The following is a 23,592-nucleotide window of genomic DNA, read 5'->3' as shown; positions in this document are numbered from 1 at the left end:
TGTCTTATGTTTGTAAGAGAGCTGTCTTTTAATTTGAAAAAGGTTTGTCTCTTATGGTTTGTTCGCATAAGATATAGATAGAGTGATTTGTATTGTAAGCAGCACGAGTTTTCATTGAATCTTTGCTGCTCTATTGATATAATCAGTGCTAGTGTATATTGGCGAGACTATTAGGAGTTGAGAACATAGATGAATAAAGAAGAAAGAGCAAAAAGACAGTCCAAAATTCGTAACTTCTCCATCATTGCTCACATTGACCACGGGAAATCAACGTTGGCAGACCGTATTTTGGAGAAAACGAACGCGTTGGCACAGCGCGAAATGAAGGCGCAATTGCTTGACTCTATGGAGTTGGAGCGTGAGCGTGGTATTACAATTAAATTAAATGCAGTACAACTAACGTATAAAGCGAAAGACGGTGAAGAGTATATTCTTCACTTAATCGATACTCCAGGACACGTCGATTTTACGTACGAAGTATCTCGTAGTTTAGCGGCTTGTGAAGGTGCAATTCTTGTAGTGGATGCAGCGCAAGGAATTGAGGCGCAAACATTAGCGAACGTATATTTAGCGCTTGATAATAATTTAGAAATCTTACCAGTTATTAATAAAATCGACTTACCAAGTGCAGACCCAGAACGCGTACGTCAAGAGGTAGAAGATGTAATTGGTTTAGATGCATCGGAAGCTGTACTTGCTTCAGCGAAAGCTGGCATTGGTATTGAAGATATTTTAGAACAAATCGTTGAAAAGGTACCAGCTCCAACAGGTGATTCAGAAGAGCCGTTACAATGTATGATTTTCGATTCTTTATATGATCCGTACCGTGGTGTAATTGCATATATCCGTGTTGTAAATGGAACGGTAAAAGTTGGCGATAAAGTACGTATGATGGCAACTGGAAAAGAATTTGAAGTAACAGAAGTAGGTGTGTTTACACCGAAAACGACGCAACGTGACGAGTTAACAGTAGGTGATGTAGGTTTCTTAGCGGCATCTATTAAAAACGTAGGTGATACACGCGTAGGTGATACGATCACACATGCGAAACGTCCGGCTGCAGAGCCGTTAAAAGGGTATCGAAAATTAAACCCAATGGTATTCTGTGGTTTATATCCAATCGATTCTGCACGTTATAACGACTTACGTGATGCGTTAGAAAAACTAGAATTGAATGATTCTGCTCTTGAATTTGAGCCTGAAACATCTCAAGCTTTAGGTTTTGGTTTCCGTTGTGGTTTCTTAGGGCTTCTTCACATGGAGATTATTCAAGAACGTATTGAACGTGAATTCAAGATTGACTTAATTACAACAGCGCCAAGTGTTATTTATAAAGTGTATTTAACAAACGGTGAAGATTTTATTGTTGATAATCCATCTAATATGCCAGATCCACAGACTATCGATCGTGTAGAAGAGCCGTTTGTGAAGGCTGCAATTATGGTTCCGAATGACTATGTTGGAGCTGTAATGGAAATTTGCCAAGGGAAACGTGGAACGTTTATTGATATGCAATATTTAGATGAAACACGTGTTACATTGACATATGAAATCCCGTTATCAGAAATCGTATATGATTTCTTCGATCAATTGAAATCAAATACGAAAGGATATGCATCATTTGACTACGAGTTAATTGGTTATAAACCATCTAAACTTGTGAAAATGGATATTCTTTTAAATAATGAACAAGTGGATGCTTTATCATTTATTGTACATCGTGATTCAGCGTATGACCGTGGTAAAGTAATTGTAGAGAAATTAAAGAAATTAATTCCAAGACAACAGTTTGAAGTGCCAATTCAGGCGACTATCGGAAATAAAGTTGTATCTCGTTCTACAATTAAGGCGATGCGTAAAAACGTACTTGCAAAATGTTACGGTGGTGACATTTCTCGTAAGCGTAAACTTCTTGATAAGCAAAAAGAAGGTAAAAAACGTATGAAGTCTGTTGGTTCTGTAGAAGTGCCGCAAGAAGCATTCATGGCTGTACTGAAAATGGATGATAACTAATGGAGTGAACTATAATTAGTGGAGATTTTTCTATTCTTCGCTAATTATTAGCCCGCACCAATCGTGATAAAAGTAGAAGCCGTTCGTTCGGCTTCTTTTTTATATGCTACTTTTTAGACATCTTATCATCTCTCATTTACAATAGTGAGAGAGCTTTTTAGTGATTGATATAGAGTTAGGAGACTATTAATGTCCGAAAATATTCGAAAAGATATTCGAGAGAAAATACAAAAAGGTAATTTTAATTGCGAAAAGGAACTGACGCTTTCTATAATTAGTGGGAAGTGGAAAGTTGTGATATTGTGGCACTTAGGTGTGGAAGGTCCGCATCGTTTTAGTGAATTGCAACGTCTGTTCCCGAGCATTTCTCATAAAGTGTTGTCAAATCAATTGAAAGAGTTAATGGAGGACGGGATTGTTGATCGAACGGTATACCCGGAAATTCCTCCGCGTGTTGAGTACTATATGACGGAATTAGGTATGTCGCTTTTACCGATCGTTGAAATGATGTATGATTGGGGAAAAATGCGAATGGAACAAATCCGTAATACAGTAGAGAAGTAAAGAATCCTCCGGAGTGCGGAGGTTTTCTTTTTAGAAAGGTAGGAGTTATATTTGGTACAAGCTGCATATATTCATATTCCATTTTGTCAGCATATTTGTCACTATTGTGATTTTAATAAAGTATTTATTGAACGCCAACCGGTTGATCAATACTTACAATATTTAGAGAAAGAAATAATAAATACGGTTCAAAAAGTACCGTTTGAAAGTATGAAAACGATTTTTGTTGGCGGAGGAACTCCGACAGCTTTAAATATGGAGCAAACAAAAAAACTACTCGACATCATTAACCGTCGTTTGCGTCCATTTGCGCCGAATTGTGAATTAACATTTGAAGCGAATCCAGGTGATTTACCGAAAGAGAAGTTGAACGTATTGCTAGAAGGTGGAGTAAACCGAATTAGTTTTGGTGTGCAAACGTTTCGTGATGAGCTACTTGAGAAGATTGGACGCAGGCATACGAGAGAAGATGCATTCGTAGCAATTCGAGATGCGCAGGAAGTCGGTTTTACAAATATTAATGTAGATTTAATTTATGCTCTGCCAGGACAGACGATAGAAGATGTAAAGGAAACATTAGACATTGCCTTTACGCTTGGTGTACAACATTTCTCGGCATATTCATTAATTGTGGAACCGAAAACTGTATTTTATAACTTAATGAATAAAGGGAAATTAAGACTACCAGGTGAAGATCATGAAGCGAAAATGTACGAAATGGTAATGGATGAAATGGAGAAACATGGTTATAACCAGTATGAGATTAGTAACTTCTCAAAAGGTGATAATGAAAGTAGACATAATCTCACATACTGGAATAATGAAGAGTATTATGGATTTGGAGCTGGAGCGCATAGCTATGTGAACGGGGAACGAATTCAAAATGTAGGTCCGCTCAAGCAATATTTCACTAAAATTGATGAGACAGGATTTCCATATTTAGATGTTCACACAGTGACAGAGAAAGAAAAAATGGAAGAAGAGTTGTTCTTAGGACTTCGAAAAACAAAAGGTGTTTCTAAGTTAGAATTCCAAAAGAAATTTAATGTGGAGATGGACCATGTTTTTGCAAAGCAGTTACAAAGTAATCAAGAACAAGGATTACTTGAAAACAGAGATGGACATGTTTGTTTAACGAGGAAAGGGAGACTATTAGGGAATGAAGTATTCCAGTCATTTTTGATTGATTAATTAAATGTGCCATAAGCGTGAAAAAGTTTTGTTATTTCGTGACGTTTCCGTTGACAATTGAATGTCAATTTTGGTAAGTTATTAATAGATTTAGCACTCGAAGACAAAGAGTGCTAACAGAGGTGATGATGAGATGCTTACGGAACGTCAGCTCTTAATTTTACAAACAATTGTGGATGACTTTATTGGATCAGCGCAACCAGTTGGTTCGAGGACGTTGGCTAAGAAAGATGAAATTACGTTTAGTTCAGCTACTATTCGAAATGAAATGGCTGATTTAGAAGAACTAGGATTTATTGAAAAAACGCATAGTTCTTCTGGGCGTGTTCCTTCTGAAAAAGGATACCGATTTTATGTAGACCATCTTTTAGCGCCGCAAAACTTACCGACCGATGAAATTGTACAAATTAAAGATTTATTTGCTGAAAGAATTTTTGAAGCAGAAAAAATTGCACAGCAATCAGCTCAAATTTTATCAGAGCTTACGAATTATACGGCCATTGTTCTTGGTCCCAAATTGAGCACAAATAAACTTAAAAATGTACAAATTGTACCGCTTGATCGTCAAACAGCAGTCGCTATTATTGTAACAGATACAGGGCATGTGCAAAGTAAAACGATTACCGTTCCGGAATCTGTTGATTTATCAGATTTAGAAAAAATGGTTAATATTTTAAATGAAAAGCTATCTGGTATACCTATGGCAGAACTTCATAATAAAATCTTTAAAGAGATTGTTACAGTCTTGCGTGGGTATGTTCATAATTACGATAGTGCAATAAAAATGTTAGATGGTACATTTCAAGTCCCTTTATCGGAAAAGATATACTTTGGAGGAAAAGCAAATATGCTTTCGCAACCAGAGTTCCATGACATTCACAAAGTAAGATCTTTGCTGACGATGATTGATAATGAGGCTGCGTTTTATGACATTTTGCGTCATAAACAAGTCGGAATTCAAGTGAAAATTGGTAGAGAAAATTCTTCTACGGCAATGGAGGATTGCAGTTTGATTTCTGCAACGTATTCGATTGGAGAAGAGCAACTTGGAACAATTGCAATTTTAGGTCCGACGAGAATGCAATACTCTCGTGTAATTAGTTTACTGCAGTTATTTACAAGACAATTTACAGACGGACTTAAAAAGTAAATGAGAGTAATACATTCGCTCAAGTGATGAAATTTTCATTGCTGTGTGTAATATATAATGCTTAGGTAATCATGCTAAGCATGATACCTAATACCTTTTAAGGAGGTGAAAATTGTGGAAGAGCGTAACGAACAAGTGGTAGAAGAAGTAGAAGAAGTGAAAGAAGCGCAAGTTGAAGAAGCTGTCACGCCAGAAAACAGTGAAAAAACTGTAGAAGAAAAAAGTGAGGCTGCTCTTTTACAAGAAAAAGTAGATGAGTTACAAGCGAAACTAACGGAAACGGAAGGTCGCACATTACGTCTACAAGCTGATTTTGAAAATTATAAGCGCCGTGTCCAAATGGATAAACAGGCTGCTGATAAATATAGAGCACAAAGTCTAGTTTCAGATATTTTGCCAGCTCTTGATAATTTTGAAAGAGCGATGCAAGTGGAAGCGACTGACGAGCAAACGAAATCCTTGTTACAAGGTATGGAAATGGTGCATCGTCAATTGCTAGAAGCGTTGACTAAGGAAGGTGTTGAAGCGATTGAAGCTGTTGGTAAACAGTTTGATCCGAATGAACACCAAGCTATTATGCAAGTGGAAGACAGTGAATTTGAATCAAACGCGGTAGTTGAAGAATTCCAAAAAGGTTATAAACTAAAAGACCGTGTGATTCGCCCATCAATGGTAAAAGTAAATCAATAATTTACATAAAAGTAGGAGGATTCGCCATGAGTAAAATTATCGGTATTGACTTAGGTACAACAAACTCTTGTGTAGCTGTTATGGAAGGTGGAGAACCAAAGGTTATCCCAAATCCAGAAGGAAACCGTACAACACCTTCTGTTGTAGCTTTCAAAAATGAAGAGCGTCAAGTTGGGGAAGTTGCGAAGCGTCAAGCAATTACAAACCCAAATACAATCATGTCTGTTAAACGTCATATGGGTACAGACTACAAAGTAGAAGTTGAAGGTAAAGATTTTACACCTCAAGAAATTTCTGCAATCATTTTACAAAACTTAAAAGCTTCTGCTGAAGCATACTTAGGTGAAACAGTAACGAAAGCTGTTATTACAGTACCTGCATACTTCAACGATGCTGAGCGTCAAGCAACGAAAGATGCTGGTCGTATCGCTGGTTTAGAAGTTGAGCGTATCATTAACGAACCAACAGCCGCAGCACTTGCTTACGGTTTAGAAAAACAAGATGAAGAGCAAAAAATCTTAGTATATGACTTAGGTGGCGGTACATTTGATGTATCTATCCTTGAGTTAGCAGACGGCACATTCGAAGTTATTTCAACTGCTGGTGACAACCGTCTTGGTGGAGATGACTTTGACCAAGTTATCATCGATCATTTAGTAGCTGAATTCAAAAAAGAAAATAGCATTGATTTAAGCCAAGATAAAATGGCACTTCAACGTCTGAAAGATGCAGCTGAAAAAGCGAAGAAAGATCTTTCTGGTGTAACACAAACACAAATTTCATTACCATTCATTAGTGCTGGAGCTGCTGGACCATTACACTTAGAATTAACGTTAACAAGAGCTAAATTCGAAGAAATTTCAGCTGGTCTTGTTGAAAGAACATTAGAGCCAACTCGTCGTGCATTAAAAGACGCTGGTTTTGCTCCAAGCGAATTAGATAAAGTTATCCTTGTTGGTGGATCTACTCGTATCCCAGCTGTACAAGAAGCAATTAAACGTGAAACTGGTAAAGAGCCATACAAAGGTGTAAACCCAGATGAAGTTGTAGCATTAGGTGCTGCAGTTCAAGGTGGCGTACTTACTGGTGATGTAGAGGGCGTTCTATTATTAGACGTAACTCCACTTTCTTTAGGTATCGAAACTATGGGCGGTGTGTTCACGAAACTAATCGAGCGTAACACTACAATTCCGACAAGTAAGTCACAAGTATTCTCAACAGCTGCTGATAACCAACCAGCGGTAGACATTCACGTACTACAAGGTGAGCGTCCAATGTCAGCTGACAACAAAACGTTAGGTCGTTTCCAATTAACAGACCTTCCGCCAGCACCACGTGGAATTCCACAAATCGAAGTAACATTCGATATTGATGCGAACGGTATCGTTAACGTACGTGCAAAAGACTTAGGTACAAGCAAAGAGCAAACTATTACAATCCAATCTTCTTCAGGTCTTTCTGATGAAGAAGTAGATCGTATGGTACAAGAAGCTGAATCAAATGCTGATGCTGACCAAAAACGTAAGGAAGAAGTTGAACTTCGTAACGAAGCTGACCAACTTGTATTCCAAACAGACAAAGTTGTAAAAGATTTAGAAGGTAAAGTAGATGCAGCTGAAGTAGCGAAAGCAACGGAAGCGAAAGAAGCATTACAAGCGGCAATCGAGAAAAACGAACTTGAAGAAATCCGTGTGAAAAAAGATGCTCTTCAAGAAATCGTACAACAATTAACTGTTAAATTATACGAGCAAGCTCAAGCGGCTGCAGGGCAAGCAGAAGGTGCACAAGGAGCACAAGACGCTGGCGCGAAAAAAGATAATGTAGTAGACGCTGAGTTTGAAGAAGTAAAAGAAGACAAGTAATACAGTGAAATAAAATAAGTAAGATGACAAAAAGTCAAAGTCAAGCGTGCCTTGGCTTTGGCTTTTTTCACGAATAAGAAGAAATGTGTGAGGATCTTAAGTTTTTTATTTTGCATACTGTAAGTGAGGAAACTTTGTTGCAAAGCACTTTCTTTCGGTGTTAAAATTACGTTTATGTGAAAGATTCGGGGGTTGCAAATTTATGAATAAACGAGACTATTATGAGGTCCTTGGACTTAGCCAGGGCGCTTCAAAAGATGAAATTAAAAAAGCGTATCGTCGTTTGGCTAAAAAATATCATCCAGACGTAAGTAAAGAAGAAAATGCAATTGAAAAGTTTAAAGAAGTACAAGAGGCATACGAAGTATTGAGCGATGATCAAAAGCGTGCGCAGTATGATCAATTTGGTCACGCTGGTCCGAATCAAGGTTTCGGTGGCGGAGGAGACTTCGGCGGTGGCTTCGGTTTCGAAGATATCTTTAGTTCATTCTTTGGCGGTGGCGGTGGCGGCAGACGTCGTGATCCAAATGCTCCACGTCAAGGTGCTGATTTACAATATCAAGTTACTTTAGAGTTTGAAGAAGCTATTTTTGGTAAAGAATTAAACGTTGAGATTCCAGTGGAGGATCCATGTGATACTTGTAAGGGTAGTGGAGCAAAACCAGGGACTTCAAAAGAAACATGTAAACACTGTTCAGGATCAGGGCAAGTAAGTGTAGAACAAAATACACCATTTGGGCGTATTGTAAACCGTCAAGCTTGTGGACATTGTTCAGGAACAGGTCAAATGATTAAAGAGAAATGTACGACATGCCATGGTTCTGGTAAAGTTCGTAAACGTAAAAAAATCAATGTTAAAATTCCAGCGGGTATCGATAATGGTCAACAAATTCGTGTATCTGGAAAAGGTGAAGCAGGCGTAAATGGCGGACCGGCAGGTGACTTATATGTTGTTGTTCATGTGAGAAATCATGAATTCTTTGAACGCGAAGGGGATCACATTATTTGCGAAATGCCAATAACATTTGCGCAAATGGCACTTGGTGCGGAAGTAGAAGTTCCTACCGTTCATGGCAAAGTGAAGCTGAAAATTCCAGCAGGAACACAAACAGGAACAGAATTCCGCTTAAAAGGAAAAGGTGCTCCGAACGTACGTGGATATGGTCAAGGAGATCAATATGTAGTCGTTCGTGTTGTTGTGCCGACGAAATTAACTTCACATCAAAAAGATTTATTGCGTGAATTTGCAGGGCAAGAAGAGCAGGATGATAGCTTATTCAGAAAGCTTAAACGTGCTTTCAAAGGGGAATAATGGAAATAAAAAATGGAGTTGGTAAATTGTGAAATGGTCAGAAATTAGTATTCATACAACAGAAGAAGCAGTAGAAGCTGTCTCTCATATTTTGCATGAAGCAGGCGCTAGCGGGGTTGCGATTGAGGACCCAGCGGAGTTGACGAAAGAGCGCAAGCAACAATACGGTGAGATTTATGCACTTAACCCAGATGAATATCCAAGTGAGGGTGTTTTGGTAAAAGCATATTTCCCACAAACGGATTCTTTACACGAAACGGTTGCAGGTGTAAAATCATCTATTGATGCACTACCATCTTTCGACATCGAAATTGGTAAAGGAACTATTACAATTAATGAAGTCGATGAGGAAGATTGGGCTACTGCTTGGAAGAAGTATTATCATCCAGTTCAAATTTCTGATACATTCACAATTGTGCCGACGTGGGAAGAGTATACACCGTCTTCTCCAGATGAAAAAATTATTGAATTAGATCCAGGTATGGCGTTTGGTACAGGGACACATCCAACAACGACGATGTGTATTCGTGCGTTAGAAAAAACGGTTCAGCCAGGTGATACTGTGATTGATGTAGGGACAGGTTCGGGGGTACTTAGTATTGCTGCGGCAAAATTAGGTGCGGCTTCTGTTCAAGCGTATGATTTAGACCCAGTTGCAGTTGAAAGTGCAGAAATGAATGTGCGCTTAAATAAAACAGATGACATTGTCAATGTTGGACAGAATAGTCTATTAGAAGGTATTGAAGGCCCAGTTGATTTAATCGTAGCAAATTTACTAGCGGAAATTATTCTTCTATTCCCTGAAGATGCAGCGAGAGTTGTGAAGCCAGGTGGATTATTTATTACATCTGGTATTATTGGGGCGAAAGAAAAAGTAATTTCTGAAGCGTTAGAAACAGCTGGATTTTCAATTGAAGAAGTACTTCGAATGGAAGATTGGGTAGCAATTATTGCACGAAATGCGTAATATAGATTTTAGTCTATAAAGAACAGGGGAGTCTCTCACCGTATAAGGTGAGGGACTTGCCGTTTGTTATATGAAAATGATAACGTTTCGTTCTTTTCGTAAGTGTTGACTTACGAAAGGAACGAAACTCTACTAAGGTGATTATATGCAACGTTATTTTGTAGAAGAGAAATATGTAAATGAGACAAGTATTCGCATAATGGGTGATGATGTCCATCACATCGCAAGAGTGATGCGTATGTCAGCTGGTGACCACATTTATTGCTGTGTAAATGGTAAAACAGCAGAGTGTTCAATTGCTGAAATTACCAGTGAATTTGTGGATACCACTATTGTAGAATGGGTAGAGGCGTCAAGCGAACTTCCTGTGTTCGTGACGATTGCAAGTGGACTGCCGAAAGGAGACAAGCTAGAGTTAATTTTTCAAAAAGGAACTGAGCTTGGGGCAGCTGCATTTTTACCATTTCAAGCATCTCGATCTATTGTAAAGTGGGATGCGAAAAAAGCAGATAAAAAAGTTGAGCGTTTGAAAAAAATTGTAAAAGAAGCTGCGGAACAATCGCATAGAAGTGAAATTCCAGAAGTACACGTTCCCTCATCATTTAAACAACTGCTGTCGATGAGTAGCGAGTATGATGTTTGCCTTGTTGCGTATGAAGAAGAAGCGAAACAAGGTGAGAAATCTAATTTTGCGAAAGCCTTAGCGACGATTAAACCAGGCCAAAAACTGCTGATTGTATTTGGACCAGAAGGCGGTTTAGCGGAGGAAGAGATAACCGCACTTCGTGAACATAAATTTGTACCATGTAGTTTAGGACCAAGAATTTTAAGAACAGAAACGGCTCCGCTTTATGCGTTAAGTGCCGCTTCTTATCATTTTGAATTGATGGGGTGATAATCAATGGCAACTGTTGCGTTCCACACGTTAGGTTGTAAAGTAAACCACTATGAAACAGAAGCGATTTGGCAATTGTTTAAACAAGGTGGTTATGAAAGAACTGAATATGAAAAAAAATCTGATGTATACGTTATTAACACATGTACAGTAACGAATACTGGAGATAAAAAAAGCCGTCAAGTAATTAGACGTGCTGTACGTCAAAATCCAGATGCGGTAATTTGTGTAACTGGATGTTATGCACAAACATCTCCAGCGGAAATTATGGCAATTCCAGGTGTAGATATTGTTGTTGGTACGCAAGATCGTGAGAAGATGTTAGGATACATCGAAGAATTCCGTAAAGAGCGTCAACCAATTAATGCTGTCCGTAATATTATGAAAACACGTGTATATGAAGAGCTCGATGTACCATATTTCACGGACCGTACACGTGCATCTTTAAAAATACAAGAAGGTTGTAATAACTTCTGTACATTTTGCATCATTCCTTGGGCGCGTGGTTTAATGCGTTCTCGTGATGGAAAAGAAGTTATTAAACAAGCGCAGCAATTAGTAGATGCTGGCTATAAAGAAATCGTATTAACAGGTATTCATACAGGTGGGTACGGTGAAGATATAAAAGAGTATAACTTAGCTGGATTACTGCGCGATATGGAAGCGGAAGTAGGCGGATTGAAACGCCTTCGTATTTCTTCTATTGAGGCGAGTCAAATTTCTGATGAAGTAATTGAAGTGTTAGATAAATCAGAAGTAGTTGTACGTCACTTGCATATTCCATTACAGTCAGGATCTAATACTGTATTGAAACGTATGCGCCGTAAGTATACGATGGAATTTTTCCAAGAGCGTTTAGATCGTTTGAAAGAAGCGTTACCAGGTCTTGCGATTACATCAGACGTAATTGTTGGATTCCCAGGCGAAACAGAAGAGGAATTCATGGAAACGTACAATTTCATTAAAGAGAATCGTTTCTCTGAATTACACGTTTTCCCTTATTCGAAACGTACAGGTACTCCAGCAGCACGTATGGAAGATCAAGTTCCTGAAGACGTGAAGAACGATCGTGTTCACCGTCTAATTGAGCTATCAAATCAATTAGCGAAAGAGTATGCTTCTAGATTTGAAGGTGAAGTACTTGAAATCATTCCGGAAGAGACATTTAAAGATGGTGACCGTGAAGGTTTATATGTAGGTTATACAGATAATTACTTAAAAATTGTGTTTGAAGGATCTGAAGAATTGATTGGTAAGCTAGTAAAAGTGAAAATTACAAAAGCTGGTTATCCATATAACGAAGCGCAGTTTGTTCGTGTTCTTGAAGATGATGTAAAAAAAGAATCAGCAAGCGCATAAAATGAAACTTTAATCAGTGGGGGGGTTGTTCATCCCCGCTGATTATCAGCCTGACCCCCGCCTAAGTTCTTTGCTTTCGCTGAATTTTGAGGTGGGGGTCTTACTGTCCTGGCAAATAGCGGGATAAAAAAGCATGCAAACGGAAACGATTTGCATGCTTTCTTTTTTTTTTTTTGTGTGGAGAAGTTAAGTACTGAAAAGGCAGGTACGTTGAATGAGTAGTTATTTAATGCTTTCTTGTATTAAACAAGGTGTAATGATAAAAAATATAGTTGTCTTCAGGGGAAAAGGATAATAGCTATCTACATAGCTTTTGAACAGGTAAGGGCATCTATTCTTCTTTTATTCTGCCAAATAGTTGACCTGAAGTGATAAAATGTATTATAATCGTAAAAGACATGCTGAAGAAGGGTTTCTTTTTGCATGCTGAAATTAGTATGTAAGTGTGATGTTTCGGAGGGAGGGAAAGAGAATGTCAAAAACAGTCGTTCGTAAAAACGAGTCTTTGGAGGATGCACTTCGCCGTTTTAAAAGATCGGTTTCTAAAACTGGTACACTTGCTGAAGCAAGAAAGCGCGAGTTTTATGAAAAGCCAAGTGTAAAACGTAAGAAGAAATCTGAAGCGGCAAGAAAGCGTAAGTTCTAAGAGAGGGTGTAAGTTATGAGTCTTCTCGGTCGTTTAAACGATGATATGAAACAAGCGATGAAGAATAAACAAAAAGAAAAATTAACCGTTATTCGTATGGTTAAGGCTGCTTTACAAAATGAAGGTATTAAACTGCAACATACTCTTACTGAAGAAGAGGAATTAACAGTTTTAGCTCGTGAAGTAAAACAGTATAAGGACTCCCTCCTTGAATTTAAAAAAGCTGGTCGTGAAGACCTTGTTGATAAACTGCAAAGTGAAATTCAGATTTTAAGCGCATATTTGCCGGAGCAATTAACAGAAGAAGAACTAGCGGATATAATTAAGCAAGTTATTTCTGAAGTTGGTGCTACATCTAAAGCAGATATGGGTAAAGTGATGACTGCTGTTATGCCGAAAGTAAAAGGTAAAACAGACGGATCACTTGTGAATAAGCTGGTTATCCAGCTATTAGCATAAAAAAGCGTCTCATTTCGTATGAGACGTTTTTTTATGCTTTTTTCAGTTTGGACGTGATATTACAAGCTCTTTTTTCATACATATGGGATGAGAGGGGGTCTTTTGAGATGAAAAAAATAGAACAAATGAAGAATTGGTTAACGAAGCAAATAGACCTGCCAGTGGATGTGTTAATGGATCTACCTCGGATCACGCTTGTTGGGCAAGTACATATCTATATAGAAAATCATCGAGGATTATTAGTGTTTTCAGATAAAGAGGTAAGATTGCTATTGAAACATGGTCAATTATTAATTAAAGGTCAATCCTTTGTTATTAAAACAATCCTTCCAGAAGAACTGTTGCTTGAAGGGATTATTGAACAAGTGACGTTTTTAGAAAATGAAAAGAAAGAGGAGTGAGGAGAAACTTCCGTTTGTGAAGTTTTTCTTCGTTACCTTGTATTAACAGGCGGTAACGTTCTGGCCTCAATATTCGGCTCGTACAAAGAGGATAGGTGGGAATTGAGTTCCACGTAAAAAACTGGCTCGTGAAGGTTAATAATTAGTGAGGATCAAGGAATCTGCTAATTAACATTTTAGTACGAGCTAGTTTGATAATCGAATTGAAAAGTAGTGTATCTACTTTTAGAAAGGTAGTGGAGATAGTCGATGAAAAATAAATGGTTTATAAAATGGCTTGGGTATGTAAAGGTGCGAATTGAAGGTAGAGGAGCGGAACGCTTTGTTAACGAGTGTGTGCGGAAGAAATTACTCGTTTGGGATGTAAAGAAGATAGCTGATGAAACGTTAGTTTTTTGTATGTTATTACGAGATGTGAAAAAGATAAAACCAATTTATAGAAAAAATGAATGTAAATTATATTTTATTGGACGTTACGGTTTTCCTTTTTGGAATAAGCGTATAATTAAAAATAGTGGATTTTTAATTGGGTTTTTAATATTTTTTTTCGGAATGATCGCATTGTCAAATATGGTGTGGAAAATTGAAATTACAGGAGCAAAACCTGAAACAGAATATATATTGATGAAAGAATTGGACAAAATGGGTATAAAAAAAGGTAAATTACAATTCCAAATGCCGAGTGTAGAAGATGTTCAACGTCATTTGACAGACAATATTAATGCGATTACTTGGGCGGGATTAGAAATAAGAGGGACAACATATCATTTTAAGATTGTTGAAAAAAATGAGCCGAAAAAAGAAAGTGAACAACAGCCACAAAACTTAGTAGCAAAAAAAGAAGGGATTATTACAAAAACATTTGTGGAAGTTGGGAAGCCGGTTGTCATGAAAAATGACCATGTAGAAAAGGGGCAACTTCTCGTATCCGGGATGTATGGTAATGAGGAGAATCCGACAGTTGTTTCGGCTAAAGGGATTGTATATGGAGAAACGTGGTATAAATCTGAGGTGGATGTTCCGTTAAAGACACAATTTCAAGTGTATACTGGTAATTCATACAATGAATATTTCCTTAAATTTGGGAGTACTAAAATAAAAATATGGGGATTTCTACAGGATAAGTATAAGCGCTCTCGTACTGAAAGTGTAAAACATGATGTGAAATTATTTGGATTTACATTACCAATTGCATACGAGAAAAATATTGTACGAGAAGAGGAAGAAGCGAACCGAGAATATACCGAAAAACAAGCAATGAAAGTAGCGAAAGAGATGGCAGAAAAAGAACTGAAGAAAAAATTGGATGAACATGCTATGATTGTAAGTGATAACATTTTGAGTAAAGAGGTTGAGGCGGATCACCTAAAGGTCACATTACATTATACAGTGATTGAAAATATTGCAGAGCCACAACCAATATCTGAATCCGATATTCAAGGAGACTGAGTAATGGCAGAACAATTAGTAGAAATGAACCAACAATTGGAAAATCCCAACGAAGCAATCGCTCTTTTTGGGGTAAATGATGCTCATTTAAAAGTAATTGAACGAGAACTTAGTGTATCGATTGTGACTAGAGGAGAATCTGTTCGTGTATCTGGGGCAGATGAAACTGTGGTGCTCGTAGAAAAAATCTTACAACAGTTACTTGTTGTTATCCGTAAAGGTGTATCAATTTCGGAAAGAGATGTTGCGTATGCGATTCAGCTTGGGCAACAAGGGAAAATTGCTCAATTCGAAGAATTATATGAAGAGGAAATTTTTAAAACGGCAAAAGGTAAATCCATTCGTGTGAAAACGATGGGGCAAAGACGATATATTCATGCAATGAAAAAGAATGATATTGTATTTGGGATAGGACCTGCTGGGACAGGAAAAACATACTTAGCCGTAGTAATGGCTGTGAGAGCTTTAAAGCAAGGGTATGTAAAGAAAATTATTTTAACAAGACCTGCTGTAGAAGCTGGAGAGAGCTTAGGGTTTTTACCAGGTGATTTGAAAGAAAAAGTAGATCCGTATTTACGTCCACTATATGATGCGTTACATGATATTCTTGGACAAGAATATACACAACGTATGATGGAACGTGGTGTAATTGAAATTGCACCTCTTGCTTATATGAGAGGGCGTACTCTTGATGATTCATTTGTTATATTAGATGAGGCGCAAAATACAACTGGTGTTCAAATAAAAATGTTTTTAACACGATTAGGTTTTAGTTCTAAAATGGTTATTACGGGGGATCCCTCACAGGTAGACTTGCCAAAAGGGGTAAAGTCAGGTCTTTCTATTGCTGCTAATATTTTATCTGGTGTATCAGGTCTTTCGTTCATTACATTGGAACAAACGGACGTTGTGAGACACCCGTTAGTGCAACGTATTATTGAGGCATATGATAAAATGGAATGATCCTATTTGTCAGGGTCATTTCTTTTTGTATGATAAGGTTGGCGAGTGGCATATTTTTTACTATCATTAAAGACGAGGGAAATGAACTATAGGTAATAGTGGATAAAAACGTTGTCCAAAAAGTATCGTTGCCTAGAAGAAATGAAAGCTATAAATAGTTTCACTTTATTTCTGGAGAGGAGAAGGTATTGAAATCATGTCAAGATCTCAAGAAATTTCTAAGTGGTTTCGTAATTTACAACATTCGAAAAAACTAAGTTGGATTTCTTACGTTTTATTAGGAGCAGTGCTGTTTTTTGCACTTATGAATAATGTAAAACCAGAGCAATTAGATGTTACAACATATTCTATTGCGAAAAAAACAATCCATTCTCCTATTAAAATTGAAGATAAAGTTACAACGGACAAAAAGAAAAAAGAAGCCGCTACAAAAGTTGAAGATCAATATACATATAAAAGTGAGTATAAACAAAATAAAGTGGATATTGTGAATGACGTCTTTGCTAAAGTAGATGAAGTGATACAAGAGATTAAAGCGGTTGGACCGGATGAGCAAAAAAAGATTACTGATGCTGAAAAAGTGGACAAGTTGAAAAAAAAATTGCCTACTGATTTAACGAAAGAATTATCTGATTCAAACTTACTAAACTTAATTAATGCAGATTCGAACCAATTAGTATTAGCGAAAGATGCAACAGTTACAGCTATTAATAGTATCATGACTGAGCATGTTAAAATGGACGAATTGAAGGATGCGAAGGAACGATATGTAAGTGAGATGAATAGTGTTAATGTTGATAATGGTTTAAAGGAATCTATTAAGGCGTTAGGGAAATATGCGATTTCTGCAAACTATTTTTATGATCCGACCTTAACAAAAGAGAAGAGAAAAGCGGAAGAAGATTTAGTTCCACCTGTTTATATTCTTCAAGGGCAAGTCCTTGTTAGAGAAGGTGAAACGATTTCAAGTGATATGTACAATCAGTTGAAATTAGTTGGCCTGTTAGAAAAAGGGAACAGTTTTCAACCCTATGTTGGGTTAGCGGTACTCATTGGTGTGCTATTGTACTTTATGCATAAGCAGTTTGAAGTGTTTTTACAGCGGAAAAGAGAAGATAGGCCGTATGTCTTAGCGTATATTACAATTTTGTCTATCACGATTGTTTTAATGAAAATCATTAGTTTGTTTCAAAAACTTGAGTATGCAGGAATCGCGTATGTTGTTCCAGTTGCCATGGGAACAATACTTGTAAAATTAATGATTGGTGATCGATTTGTATTTTTAACGAGTATGATCTTTTCTGTATGCGGAAGTATTATGTTTAATGAAGGTGTAACGAGTACACTGAATTATAGTGTGGGGATTTATGTTTTATTAAGTTCATTATCAGTTAGTATTTTCTTGAGAGAAAAAAATCGTCGTACGATGATTTTACAAGCTGGTATACTCGTTTCTGTATTAAATGTAGTCGTATTAGCGGCTTTGCTATTATTACGTAACGGGAATTTTTCGCCTCTTGAAATTGGGGTGCAATTATTAATGGCTGCTGTTTCGGGTATTATCTCTTCTGTTCTAGCTATGGGGATTTTACCGTATTTAGAAAGTGGTCTTGGGATTGTATCGAGTATGAAATTGATGGAACTTTCAAGTCCGAATCACCCGCTCGTGCGCAAAATTTTATTAGAAGCACCAGGTACATATCATCATAGTGTAATGGTAGCTAATCTCTCAGAAGCTGCTTGTGAAGCAGTTGGAGCAAATGGAGTATTAGCGCGTGTAGGGGCGTATTATCATGATGTAGGGAAAACGGTACAACCACAGTTTTTTATTGAAAACCAAATGGGTATTGAAAACCCGCATGATAGATTAGACCCTGTAACGAGCAAAGATATTATAATTGCTCATGTAACCGATGGGGTGAGAATGTTAGAAGAACACCATATACCTCAAGAAATTATCGATATTGCTGGACAGCATCATGGTACAACGTTACTTAAATATTTTTATTATAATGCGATTAAAGAAGATAAAGAGAAATATAAGGAGGAAATGTTCCGCTATCCAGGATCAAAAGCAACTTCTAAAGAGTCGGCGATCGTTGGTATTGCTGATAGTGTGGAGGCGGCGGTACGTTCGATGAACCATCCAACACCAGATCAGATTAATAATTTAGTGCAAAGTATTATTAAAGATCGCCTGCAAGATGGTCAATTTAGTGAATGTGATTTGACATTTAAGGAACTACAAATCGTTGGAAAAACGTTATGTGAAACGTTAAATGGTATTTTCCATTCCCGTATTACATATCCGGAACCGCCGGAAGAAAAGGAGAAAGAATGAGTTTATTAATTGATTTTATTGATGAAACAGAAGAAGTGAAAGAAGAATATATAAGTTTGATTCGAGGTTTAGTAGAGAAAGCAGCCCAAATGGAGAACATAGAAGAAGGCGCAGAATTATCGGTTACATTTGTAGATAATGAACGTATTCGTGAAATAAACCGTGATTACCGAGATAAGGATCAGCCTACGGACGTTATTTCTTTTGCTATGGAAGAAATGGGAGAAGGCGAAATGGAAATTGTCGGTGCAGAGATGCCGCGTATGTTAGGAGATCTTATTATTTCTATTCCAAGAGCAAAAGAACAAGCTGAAGAATATGGACATTCTTTTGATCGAGAACTTGGGTTTTTAGCACTACATGGCTTTTTGCATTTGCTTGGTTATGATCATATGACAGAAGAAGATGAGAAAGAAATGTTTGGAAGACAAAAAGAAATTTTAGAGGCCTTTGGATTAGGGCGATGAAAACAGGAAAACTTTTAGATAGTTTTGGATATGCTATAGATGGTATATACTTTTGTCTTCGTCATGAACGAAATATGAAAATTCATTATTTAGCCGCAGTCATCGTTATATGCTGCGGCTTTTATTTCCATATTACAACAATGGAATGGATTGTCGTACTTATTGTGATAGGGATTGTAATGAGTTTAGAGATGGTGAATACGGCTATTGAAAAAACAGTAGACTTAGCAACCGTCGATATTCATCCGGTTGCAAAAATTGCAAAGGATGTTGCAGCAGGGGCAGTTTTATTATTTGCAATTATAGCTGCTGTAATTGGTGCTATTATCTTTTTACCGTATATGGTATAGTTGCATTCCGAAGCTTTTATTAAGCTTTGGGAGCGCCGTGAAGGCCTTTAATGAAAGAGTGTATCTGTTCACATCTATGAACGGAAAGGATGCGGGAATATGAATAGCAAACAATTAATTCAAGAAGCAACCGAAGCGCGTAAACGAGCGTACGTACCATATTCTAAATTTCAAGTAGGTGCAGCTTTACTAACTCAGGATGGAAAAATATATCGTGGATGTAATGTTGAAAATGCATCATATGGTTTATGTAATTGTGCAGAAAGAACAGCGTTATTTAAGGCAATTTCTGAAGGGGATAACGAGTTTGTAGCTATTGCAGTCGTAGCGGATACAAAGCGTCCAGTACCTCCTTGTGGAGCATGTCGACAAGTTATGATAGAATTATGTAAACAGGATACGAAAGTATACCTATCAAACTTACATGGTGATGTTCAAGAGACAACAGTCGGAGAATTGTTACCAGGAGCATTTTTAGCGGAGGATTTACATGAATAGAAAAGGTTATAAATCAGGTTTTGTCTCTATTATTGGCAGACCGAATGTTGGGAAATCTACATTTTTAAATCGTATTATTGGCCAAAAAATTGCCATTATGAGCGATAAGCCACAAACAACTCGTAATAAAATTCAAGGTGTATATACAGAAAATGATTCACAAGTAGTTTTCATTGATACACCAGGAATACATAAACCTAAACATAAACTAGGCGATTTCATGGTGAAGATGGCTCAAACGACATTAAAAGAAGTTGATATTGTTTTGTTTATGGTCAATGCAACTGAAGGATATGGTCGTGGTGAGGAATTTATTATTGAGAAATTACAAGAAACGAAACAACCGGTATTTTTGGTAATTAATAAAATTGACCAACTTCATCCAGAGCAATTGCTGGAGTTGATTGATCAATATCGTAAATTATATGAGTTCGCGGAGATTGTGCCAATTTCTGCATTGGACGGTAATAACGTTGAAGCGTTAATCGGAGCAATTAAAAAGTATTTACCAGAAGGACCGCAATATTACCCGGATAATCAAGTAACGGATCATCCAGAGCGATTTATTATTTCAGAGCTTATTCGTGAAAAAGTATTACATTTAACACGTGAAGAAGTACCGCATTCTGTAGCGGTTGTTATTGATGCAATTCAAAAGCGTGAGGGCGGAGCGGTTTATATAAACGCAACGATTGTTGTTGAACGTGCATCACAAAAAGGAATTATTATAGGTAAGCAAGGGAAGATGTTAAAAGAAGTCGGTAAGAGAGCTCGTTTTGACATTGAAGCACTTCTTGGTTCTAAAGTATTTTTAGAAGTATGGGTGAAAGTGCAAAAAGATTGGCGCAATAAGATGTCACAGCTTCGTGACCTTGGTTTCCGTGAAGACGAGTATTAATATGAAGTAAAGTTGTGATCAGTGGATGTTTTGTTCATCCACTGATTATTGGTTTTTATGAACCTTGATAAATTAGGAAAAATTTTTCTCACATGAAAATGAACAAAATGGGTCAACTTAATAACAACAAAAGAAATTGGTTTATAGGCTACGCTTATTGAGAAAGGTGGATTCTTATGCTAGATTTTACCTGGAAGTTTTTCTCCAAAACAGGAAGCATTGAAACGTATTTGCTTTTGAAAGAAATGGAAAAAGACGTAAACGATGAGATGGATCAACATGAAGAGGAGTTAGCGCATCTAGACTCTCCAATTTCTTGACCCGTTTTGTTCAAACCTTGGATGGTGACGAACATGTTTCAAAAAGTTGAGGGCATTGTTATCCGTACGACAGATTACGGAGAAACAAATAAGATTGTTACAATATACTCACGGGAATTTGGTAAGGTAAGTGCAATGGCAAGAGGGGCGAAAAAGCCGAAGAGTCGGTTAGCAGCTATTTCGCAACTTATGACACATGGTCATTTTCTTATTCAAATGGGATCTGGACTTGGAACTTTGCAACAAGGCGAGATTATTTCATCTATGAAAGAAATTCGCGAGGATATATTTTTAACTGCTTATGCATCATTTATTATCGAATTAACTGATAAAGCAACAGAAGATAAGAAGCATAATCCGTATTTATTTGAAATGTTATATCAAACGTTGCATTATATGTGTGAGGGTGTTGACCCAGAAGTATTATCATTAATTTATCAAACGAAAATGCTTCCGGTATTAGGGATGCACCCGTACTTTGATACATGTGCTATTTGTCATCAAGAAACAGATTTTGTCGCCTTCTCTGTCAGGGAAGGCGGTTTTCTGTGCTCGCGTCATGCGGAACAAGATCCGTATCGTATTCCGGTGGGAGAGGCTGTTCATAAATTATTACGTCTCTTTTTTCATTTTGATTTACACCGACTCGGTAATGTATCGGTGAAGGATAGTACAAAAAAACAAATGCGCACAGTATTGAATACATATTATGATGAATATTGTGGGATTTATTTGAAAACAAGGCGTTTCTTGGAACAACTTGATAAGTTTCAAATATAAAAAGGGCCGTATACGGTCCTTTTTACATACTTTCTTTTTCGAATAGCATATTTAGTATATAATATTTAAGAGATAGTATAACTTTTTTCGTTGTGCATTAAAGGTGGTGATTATCATAGAGCTGAATAAACGGCAAGAGCATATCATTCAGATTGTAAAAGATCACGGTCCTATTACAGGGGAGTCAATTGCTGGGCAATTGGGTTTAACACGTGCAACGCTAAGACCAGACTTAGCAATTTTAACGATGGCTGGTTATTTAGAAGCGCGTCCACGTGTAGGTTATTTTTATACGGGTAAAACCGGGGGACAGCTATTATCTGAAGCTGTTAAGAAAATTAAAGTGCAAGATTATCAATCTAGACCGGCTGTAATTGATAAAAATGTATCAGTATACGATGCAATCTGTACTATGTTTCTAGAGGACGTTGGTACATTATTTGTTGTAGATCAAGCTACTTTATTAGTTGGCGTTGTATCTCGTAAAGATTTATTACGAGCTAGCTTAGGAAAGCAGGATTTAACCTCTCTTCCGGTTAATATTATCATGACAAGGATGCCAAACATTGCGATGTGTCGCAGGGAGGATTCTTTATATGATATTGCGATGGAATTAATAGAAAGACAGATTGATGCGTTGCCAGTTGTGAAGGATACGAAACAAGGTTTAGAAGTGATTGGACGAATTACAAAAACAAATATTACACGTGCGTTTGTAAATTTAGTAAATAACGAATAAGTGTAATTTGTTTAAAGTGAGGTAATGTAATGGATAATAAAATCGTATATGTCGTATCTGACTCGGTAGGAGAAACGGCTGATTTGGTTGTTAGAGCGGCAATGGGACAGTTCCCATTCGCTCCTGATATTAGGCGTGTACCGTATGTAGAAGATACAGGGACATTAAAAGAAGTAATCTCGATTGCCAAGAACAATCAAGCGCTTATTTGTTTTACGTTAGTAAAGCCTGATATGCGTCAATATTTATTGACAGAAGCGGCAAAAGAAGGAGTAGAGGCATACGATATTATCGGACCTCTTATCGATCAAATTGAAGAAATTACAGGGCAAGTACCAAGGTATGAGCCAGGTGTCGTTCGAAGATTAGATGAAGAGTACTTTAAAAAAATTGAAGCGATTGAATTTGCAGTTAAGTATGATGATGGTAGAGATGCACGTGGTATTTTAAAAGCTGATATCGTGTTGATTGGAATTTCACGTACATCAAAAACACCACTTTCACAATATTTAGCGCATAACAAACGTTTGAAAGTTGCTAATGTACCACTTGTACCGGAAGTGGATCCGCCTGAGGAATTATATCAAGTGGCAAAAGAGAAATGTTTCGGTTTGAAAATTATACCAGATAAGTTAAATCATATTCGAAAAGAACGATTGAAATCACTTGGATTAAGTGATGGAGCAACATATGCAAATATTAATCGTATTCAAGAAGAAATTAATCATTTTGAGGAAGTAATTAGTAAAATAAATTGTCAAGTGATTGATGTATCAAATAAGGCAATTGAAGAAACGGCAAATATTATTGTGAATGCAGTGCAAAACCAAAAAATGTTTTAGCACATTTACCAAAGGTGAATGTGCTTTTTTCGCTCGTGAGAAGGCGTTAGAGGAAGATGCGAAGTAGAGCATGAACTTTCGGCTTAGTAATAGAATATAGCGGAATGGTTATACTTATATTCTTCTGTTTTTTAATTATGCTAAAGGAACGATTTCGTTATCTTTAAGTGTAAGATGAAAATTAAAGGGATATGTAGCGTAGTTGAAGAAAATATATTATAATAAAAAATTGTGATAAAAACCTATATTTTACGTTTAGACTTTAATTTTTCAGAATAAACTAGGGATAGGATTTTCGAAAAAGACATGTATTTACGTTAAATCGACAAAATCTAGACAAGAAAACGCACATTATGGAAGGATTCACAGAAGGGATGTAGAATACAGACATATGCAAAACATCAGATAAGATATTATTTGATGCAGATGCGTATCC

24 protein-coding genes are annotated in these 23,592 nt (G+C 37.0%); all 24 read left to right on the top strand.

Going from position 1 to position 23,592, the window contains the following annotated elements; translation table 11 throughout:
* Positions 1–189 precede the first annotated feature (189 nt).
* The 24 genes from lepA to MKY70_RS22450 all read left to right on the top strand — a co-directional run bounded on the left by lepA (position 190) and on the right by MKY70_RS22450 (position 23,156).
* Complete coding sequence (lepA, locus tag MKY70_RS22565; RefSeq protein WP_002034072.1) at positions 190–2,013, top strand: elongation factor 4; 1,824 nt, start codon at positions 190–192, stop codon at positions 2,011–2,013.
* 189 nt (positions 2,014–2,202) lie between these two features.
* On the top strand, positions 2,203–2,577 hold the full coding sequence (locus MKY70_RS22560) for a winged helix-turn-helix transcriptional regulator (RefSeq protein WP_002015203.1): 375 nt from the start codon (positions 2,203–2,205) through the stop codon (positions 2,575–2,577).
* Positions 2,578–2,628: 51 nt separating this feature from the next.
* A complete protein-coding gene (gene hemW, locus MKY70_RS22555; protein WP_088034228.1) occupies positions 2,629–3,768 on the top strand; it encodes a radical SAM family heme chaperone HemW in 1,140 nt (379 codons plus the stop codon).
* Positions 3,769–3,901: 133 nt separating this feature from the next.
* The gene (gene hrcA, locus MKY70_RS22550) at positions 3,902–4,918 is read left to right on the top strand and encodes a heat-inducible transcriptional repressor HrcA (protein WP_002015201.1); all 1,017 of its coding nucleotides are present in this window, start codon (positions 3,902–3,904) and stop codon (positions 4,916–4,918) included.
* Positions 4,919–5,032: 114 nt separating this feature from the next.
* Positions 5,033–5,608 (top strand): nucleotide exchange factor GrpE, encoded by a 576-nt coding sequence (gene grpE, locus MKY70_RS22545; protein ID WP_088034231.1) that lies wholly within the window; start codon positions 5,033–5,035, stop codon positions 5,606–5,608.
* Positions 5,609–5,634: 26 nt separating this feature from the next.
* The gene (dnaK, locus tag MKY70_RS22540; RefSeq protein ID WP_002015198.1) at positions 5,635–7,470 is read left to right on the top strand and encodes a chaperone protein DnaK; all 1,836 of its coding nucleotides are present in this window, start codon (positions 5,635–5,637) and stop codon (positions 7,468–7,470) included.
* 202 nt (positions 7,471–7,672) lie between these two features.
* Positions 7,673–8,782, top strand: coding sequence for a chaperone protein DnaJ (dnaJ, locus tag MKY70_RS22535; protein WP_088034233.1), 1,110 nt, complete (start codon positions 7,673–7,675; stop codon positions 8,780–8,782).
* Between the two features lie 28 nt (positions 8,783–8,810).
* Positions 8,811–9,749: a 50S ribosomal protein L11 methyltransferase gene (gene prmA / locus MKY70_RS22530; RefSeq protein ID WP_002067162.1), complete on the top strand. Its 939-nt coding sequence runs from the start codon at positions 8,811–8,813 to the stop codon at positions 9,747–9,749.
* 145 nt (positions 9,750–9,894) lie between these two features.
* Positions 9,895–10,644, top strand: coding sequence for a 16S rRNA (uracil(1498)-N(3))-methyltransferase (locus MKY70_RS22525; protein ID WP_002015195.1), 750 nt, complete (start codon positions 9,895–9,897; stop codon positions 10,642–10,644).
* A 6-nt stretch (positions 10,645–10,650) separates the two neighbouring features.
* Positions 10,651–12,003, top strand: a complete 1,353-nt coding sequence (gene mtaB, locus MKY70_RS22520) for a tRNA (N(6)-L-threonylcarbamoyladenosine(37)-C(2))-methylthiotransferase MtaB (protein ID WP_002015193.1) — start codon at positions 10,651–10,653, stop codon at positions 12,001–12,003.
* Positions 12,004–12,475: 472 nt separating this feature from the next.
* Positions 12,476–12,649 carry a 30S ribosomal protein S21 gene (rpsU, locus tag MKY70_RS22515; RefSeq protein WP_000048061.1) on the top strand — a complete coding sequence of 58 codons (174 nt, stop codon included), beginning with the start codon at positions 12,476–12,478 and terminating at the stop codon, positions 12,647–12,649.
* Between the two features lie 15 nt (positions 12,650–12,664).
* Complete coding sequence (locus MKY70_RS22510; protein WP_000054578.1) at positions 12,665–13,108, top strand: GatB/YqeY domain-containing protein; 444 nt, start codon at positions 12,665–12,667, stop codon at positions 13,106–13,108.
* Positions 13,109–13,215: 107 nt separating this feature from the next.
* A complete protein-coding gene (yqfC, locus tag MKY70_RS22505) occupies positions 13,216–13,509 on the top strand; it encodes a sporulation protein YqfC (RefSeq protein ID WP_002067170.1) in 294 nt (97 codons plus the stop codon).
* 249 nt (positions 13,510–13,758) lie between these two features.
* A complete protein-coding gene (gene yqfD / locus MKY70_RS22500; RefSeq protein WP_088034235.1) occupies positions 13,759–14,958 on the top strand; it encodes a sporulation protein YqfD in 1,200 nt (399 codons plus the stop codon).
* 3 nt (positions 14,959–14,961) lie between these two features.
* Positions 14,962–15,921, top strand: a complete 960-nt coding sequence (locus tag MKY70_RS22495; protein WP_002015189.1) for a PhoH family protein — start codon at positions 14,962–14,964, stop codon at positions 15,919–15,921.
* A 196-nt stretch (positions 15,922–16,117) separates the two neighbouring features.
* Positions 16,118–18,262, top strand: a complete 2,145-nt coding sequence (locus MKY70_RS22490) for an HD family phosphohydrolase (protein WP_341025722.1) — start codon at positions 16,118–16,120, stop codon at positions 18,260–18,262.
* The gene (ybeY, locus tag MKY70_RS22485; protein WP_002165062.1) at positions 18,259–18,729 is read left to right on the top strand and encodes an rRNA maturation RNase YbeY; all 471 of its coding nucleotides are present in this window, start codon (positions 18,259–18,261) and stop codon (positions 18,727–18,729) included. Before MKY70_RS22490 ends, ybeY begins: the two co-directional genes overlap by 4 nt.
* Positions 18,726–19,079, top strand: coding sequence for a diacylglycerol kinase family protein (locus MKY70_RS22480; protein WP_088034237.1), 354 nt, complete (start codon positions 18,726–18,728; stop codon positions 19,077–19,079). The genes ybeY and MKY70_RS22480 overlap by 4 nt, the downstream gene beginning before the upstream one ends.
* Before the next feature lie 99 nt (positions 19,080–19,178).
* Positions 19,179–19,577 carry a cytidine deaminase gene (locus MKY70_RS22475; protein WP_002015184.1) on the top strand — a complete coding sequence of 133 codons (399 nt, stop codon included), beginning with the start codon at positions 19,179–19,181 and terminating at the stop codon, positions 19,575–19,577.
* Positions 19,570–20,475 carry a GTPase Era gene (gene era, locus MKY70_RS22470; RefSeq protein WP_002088672.1) on the top strand — a complete coding sequence of 302 codons (906 nt, stop codon included), beginning with the start codon at positions 19,570–19,572 and terminating at the stop codon, positions 20,473–20,475. Before MKY70_RS22475 ends, era begins: the two co-directional genes overlap by 8 nt.
* 176 nt (positions 20,476–20,651) lie before the next feature.
* Entirely contained in the window at positions 20,652–20,795 is a 144-nt protein-coding gene (locus MKY70_RS22465) for a YqzL family protein (RefSeq protein WP_000883924.1), read from the top strand.
* A gap of 33 nt (positions 20,796–20,828) precedes the next feature.
* Positions 20,829–21,575, top strand: a complete 747-nt coding sequence (recO, locus tag MKY70_RS22460; RefSeq protein ID WP_002088669.1) for a DNA repair protein RecO — start codon at positions 20,829–20,831, stop codon at positions 21,573–21,575.
* 106 nt (positions 21,576–21,681) lie between these two features.
* Positions 21,682–22,314, top strand: coding sequence for a helix-turn-helix transcriptional regulator (locus tag MKY70_RS22455; RefSeq protein ID WP_088034669.1), 633 nt, complete (start codon positions 21,682–21,684; stop codon positions 22,312–22,314).
* Between the two features lie 29 nt (positions 22,315–22,343).
* Positions 22,344–23,156 carry a pyruvate, water dikinase regulatory protein gene (locus MKY70_RS22450; RefSeq protein ID WP_088034239.1) on the top strand — a complete coding sequence of 271 codons (813 nt, stop codon included), beginning with the start codon at positions 22,344–22,346 and terminating at the stop codon, positions 23,154–23,156.
* The last annotated feature ends 436 nt before the right edge of the window (positions 23,157–23,592 follow it).

Origin of the sequence: Bacillus sp. FSL R9-9492 (genome assembly GCF_038007365.1) — a bacterium.
Lineage (GTDB): Bacteria > Bacillota > Bacilli > Bacillales > Bacillaceae_G > Bacillus_A > Bacillus_A mycoides.
This window is presented reverse-complemented; position numbering and strand designations above follow the sequence as displayed.

Bases quoted from the DNA above. Each gene is read 5' to 3' on its own strand.
- MKY70_RS22450 (WP_088034239.1), top strand. From the start codon at position 22,344: ATGGATAATAAAATCGTATATGTCGTATCTGACTCGGTAGGAGAAACG.
- rpsU (WP_000048061.1), top strand. From the start codon at position 12,476: ATGTCAAAAACAGTCGTTCGTAAAAACGAGTCTTTGGAGGATGCACTT.
- dnaK (WP_002015198.1), top strand. From the start codon at position 5,635: ATGAGTAAAATTATCGGTATTGACTTAGGTACAACAAACTCTTGTGTA.
- MKY70_RS22480 (WP_088034237.1), top strand. From the start codon at position 18,726: ATGAAAACAGGAAAACTTTTAGATAGTTTTGGATATGCTATAGATGGT.
- MKY70_RS22560 (WP_002015203.1), top strand. From the start codon at position 2,203: ATGTCCGAAAATATTCGAAAAGATATTCGAGAGAAAATACAAAAAGGT.
- MKY70_RS22475 (WP_002015184.1), top strand. From the start codon at position 19,179: ATGAATAGCAAACAATTAATTCAAGAAGCAACCGAAGCGCGTAAACGA.
- recO (WP_002088669.1), top strand. From the start codon at position 20,829: ATGTTTCAAAAAGTTGAGGGCATTGTTATCCGTACGACAGATTACGGA.
- lepA (WP_002034072.1), top strand. From the start codon at position 190: ATGAATAAAGAAGAAAGAGCAAAAAGACAGTCCAAAATTCGTAACTTC.
- dnaJ (WP_088034233.1), top strand. From the start codon at position 7,673: ATGAATAAACGAGACTATTATGAGGTCCTTGGACTTAGCCAGGGCGCT.
- MKY70_RS22510 (WP_000054578.1), top strand. From the start codon at position 12,665: ATGAGTCTTCTCGGTCGTTTAAACGATGATATGAAACAAGCGATGAAG.
- MKY70_RS22495 (WP_002015189.1), top strand. From the start codon at position 14,962: ATGGCAGAACAATTAGTAGAAATGAACCAACAATTGGAAAATCCCAAC.
- MKY70_RS22465 (WP_000883924.1), top strand. From the start codon at position 20,652: ATGCTAGATTTTACCTGGAAGTTTTTCTCCAAAACAGGAAGCATTGAA.
- MKY70_RS22490 (WP_341025722.1), top strand. From the start codon at position 16,118: ATGTCAAGATCTCAAGAAATTTCTAAGTGGTTTCGTAATTTACAACAT.
- ybeY (WP_002165062.1), top strand. From the start codon at position 18,259: ATGAGTTTATTAATTGATTTTATTGATGAAACAGAAGAAGTGAAAGAA.
- mtaB (WP_002015193.1), top strand. From the start codon at position 10,651: ATGGCAACTGTTGCGTTCCACACGTTAGGTTGTAAAGTAAACCACTAT.
- MKY70_RS22525 (WP_002015195.1), top strand. From the start codon at position 9,895: ATGCAACGTTATTTTGTAGAAGAGAAATATGTAAATGAGACAAGTATT.
- yqfD (WP_088034235.1), top strand. From the start codon at position 13,759: ATGAAAAATAAATGGTTTATAAAATGGCTTGGGTATGTAAAGGTGCGA.
- yqfC (WP_002067170.1), top strand. From the start codon at position 13,216: ATGAAAAAAATAGAACAAATGAAGAATTGGTTAACGAAGCAAATAGAC.
- era (WP_002088672.1), top strand. From the start codon at position 19,570: ATGAATAGAAAAGGTTATAAATCAGGTTTTGTCTCTATTATTGGCAGA.
- hrcA (WP_002015201.1), top strand. From the start codon at position 3,902: ATGCTTACGGAACGTCAGCTCTTAATTTTACAAACAATTGTGGATGAC.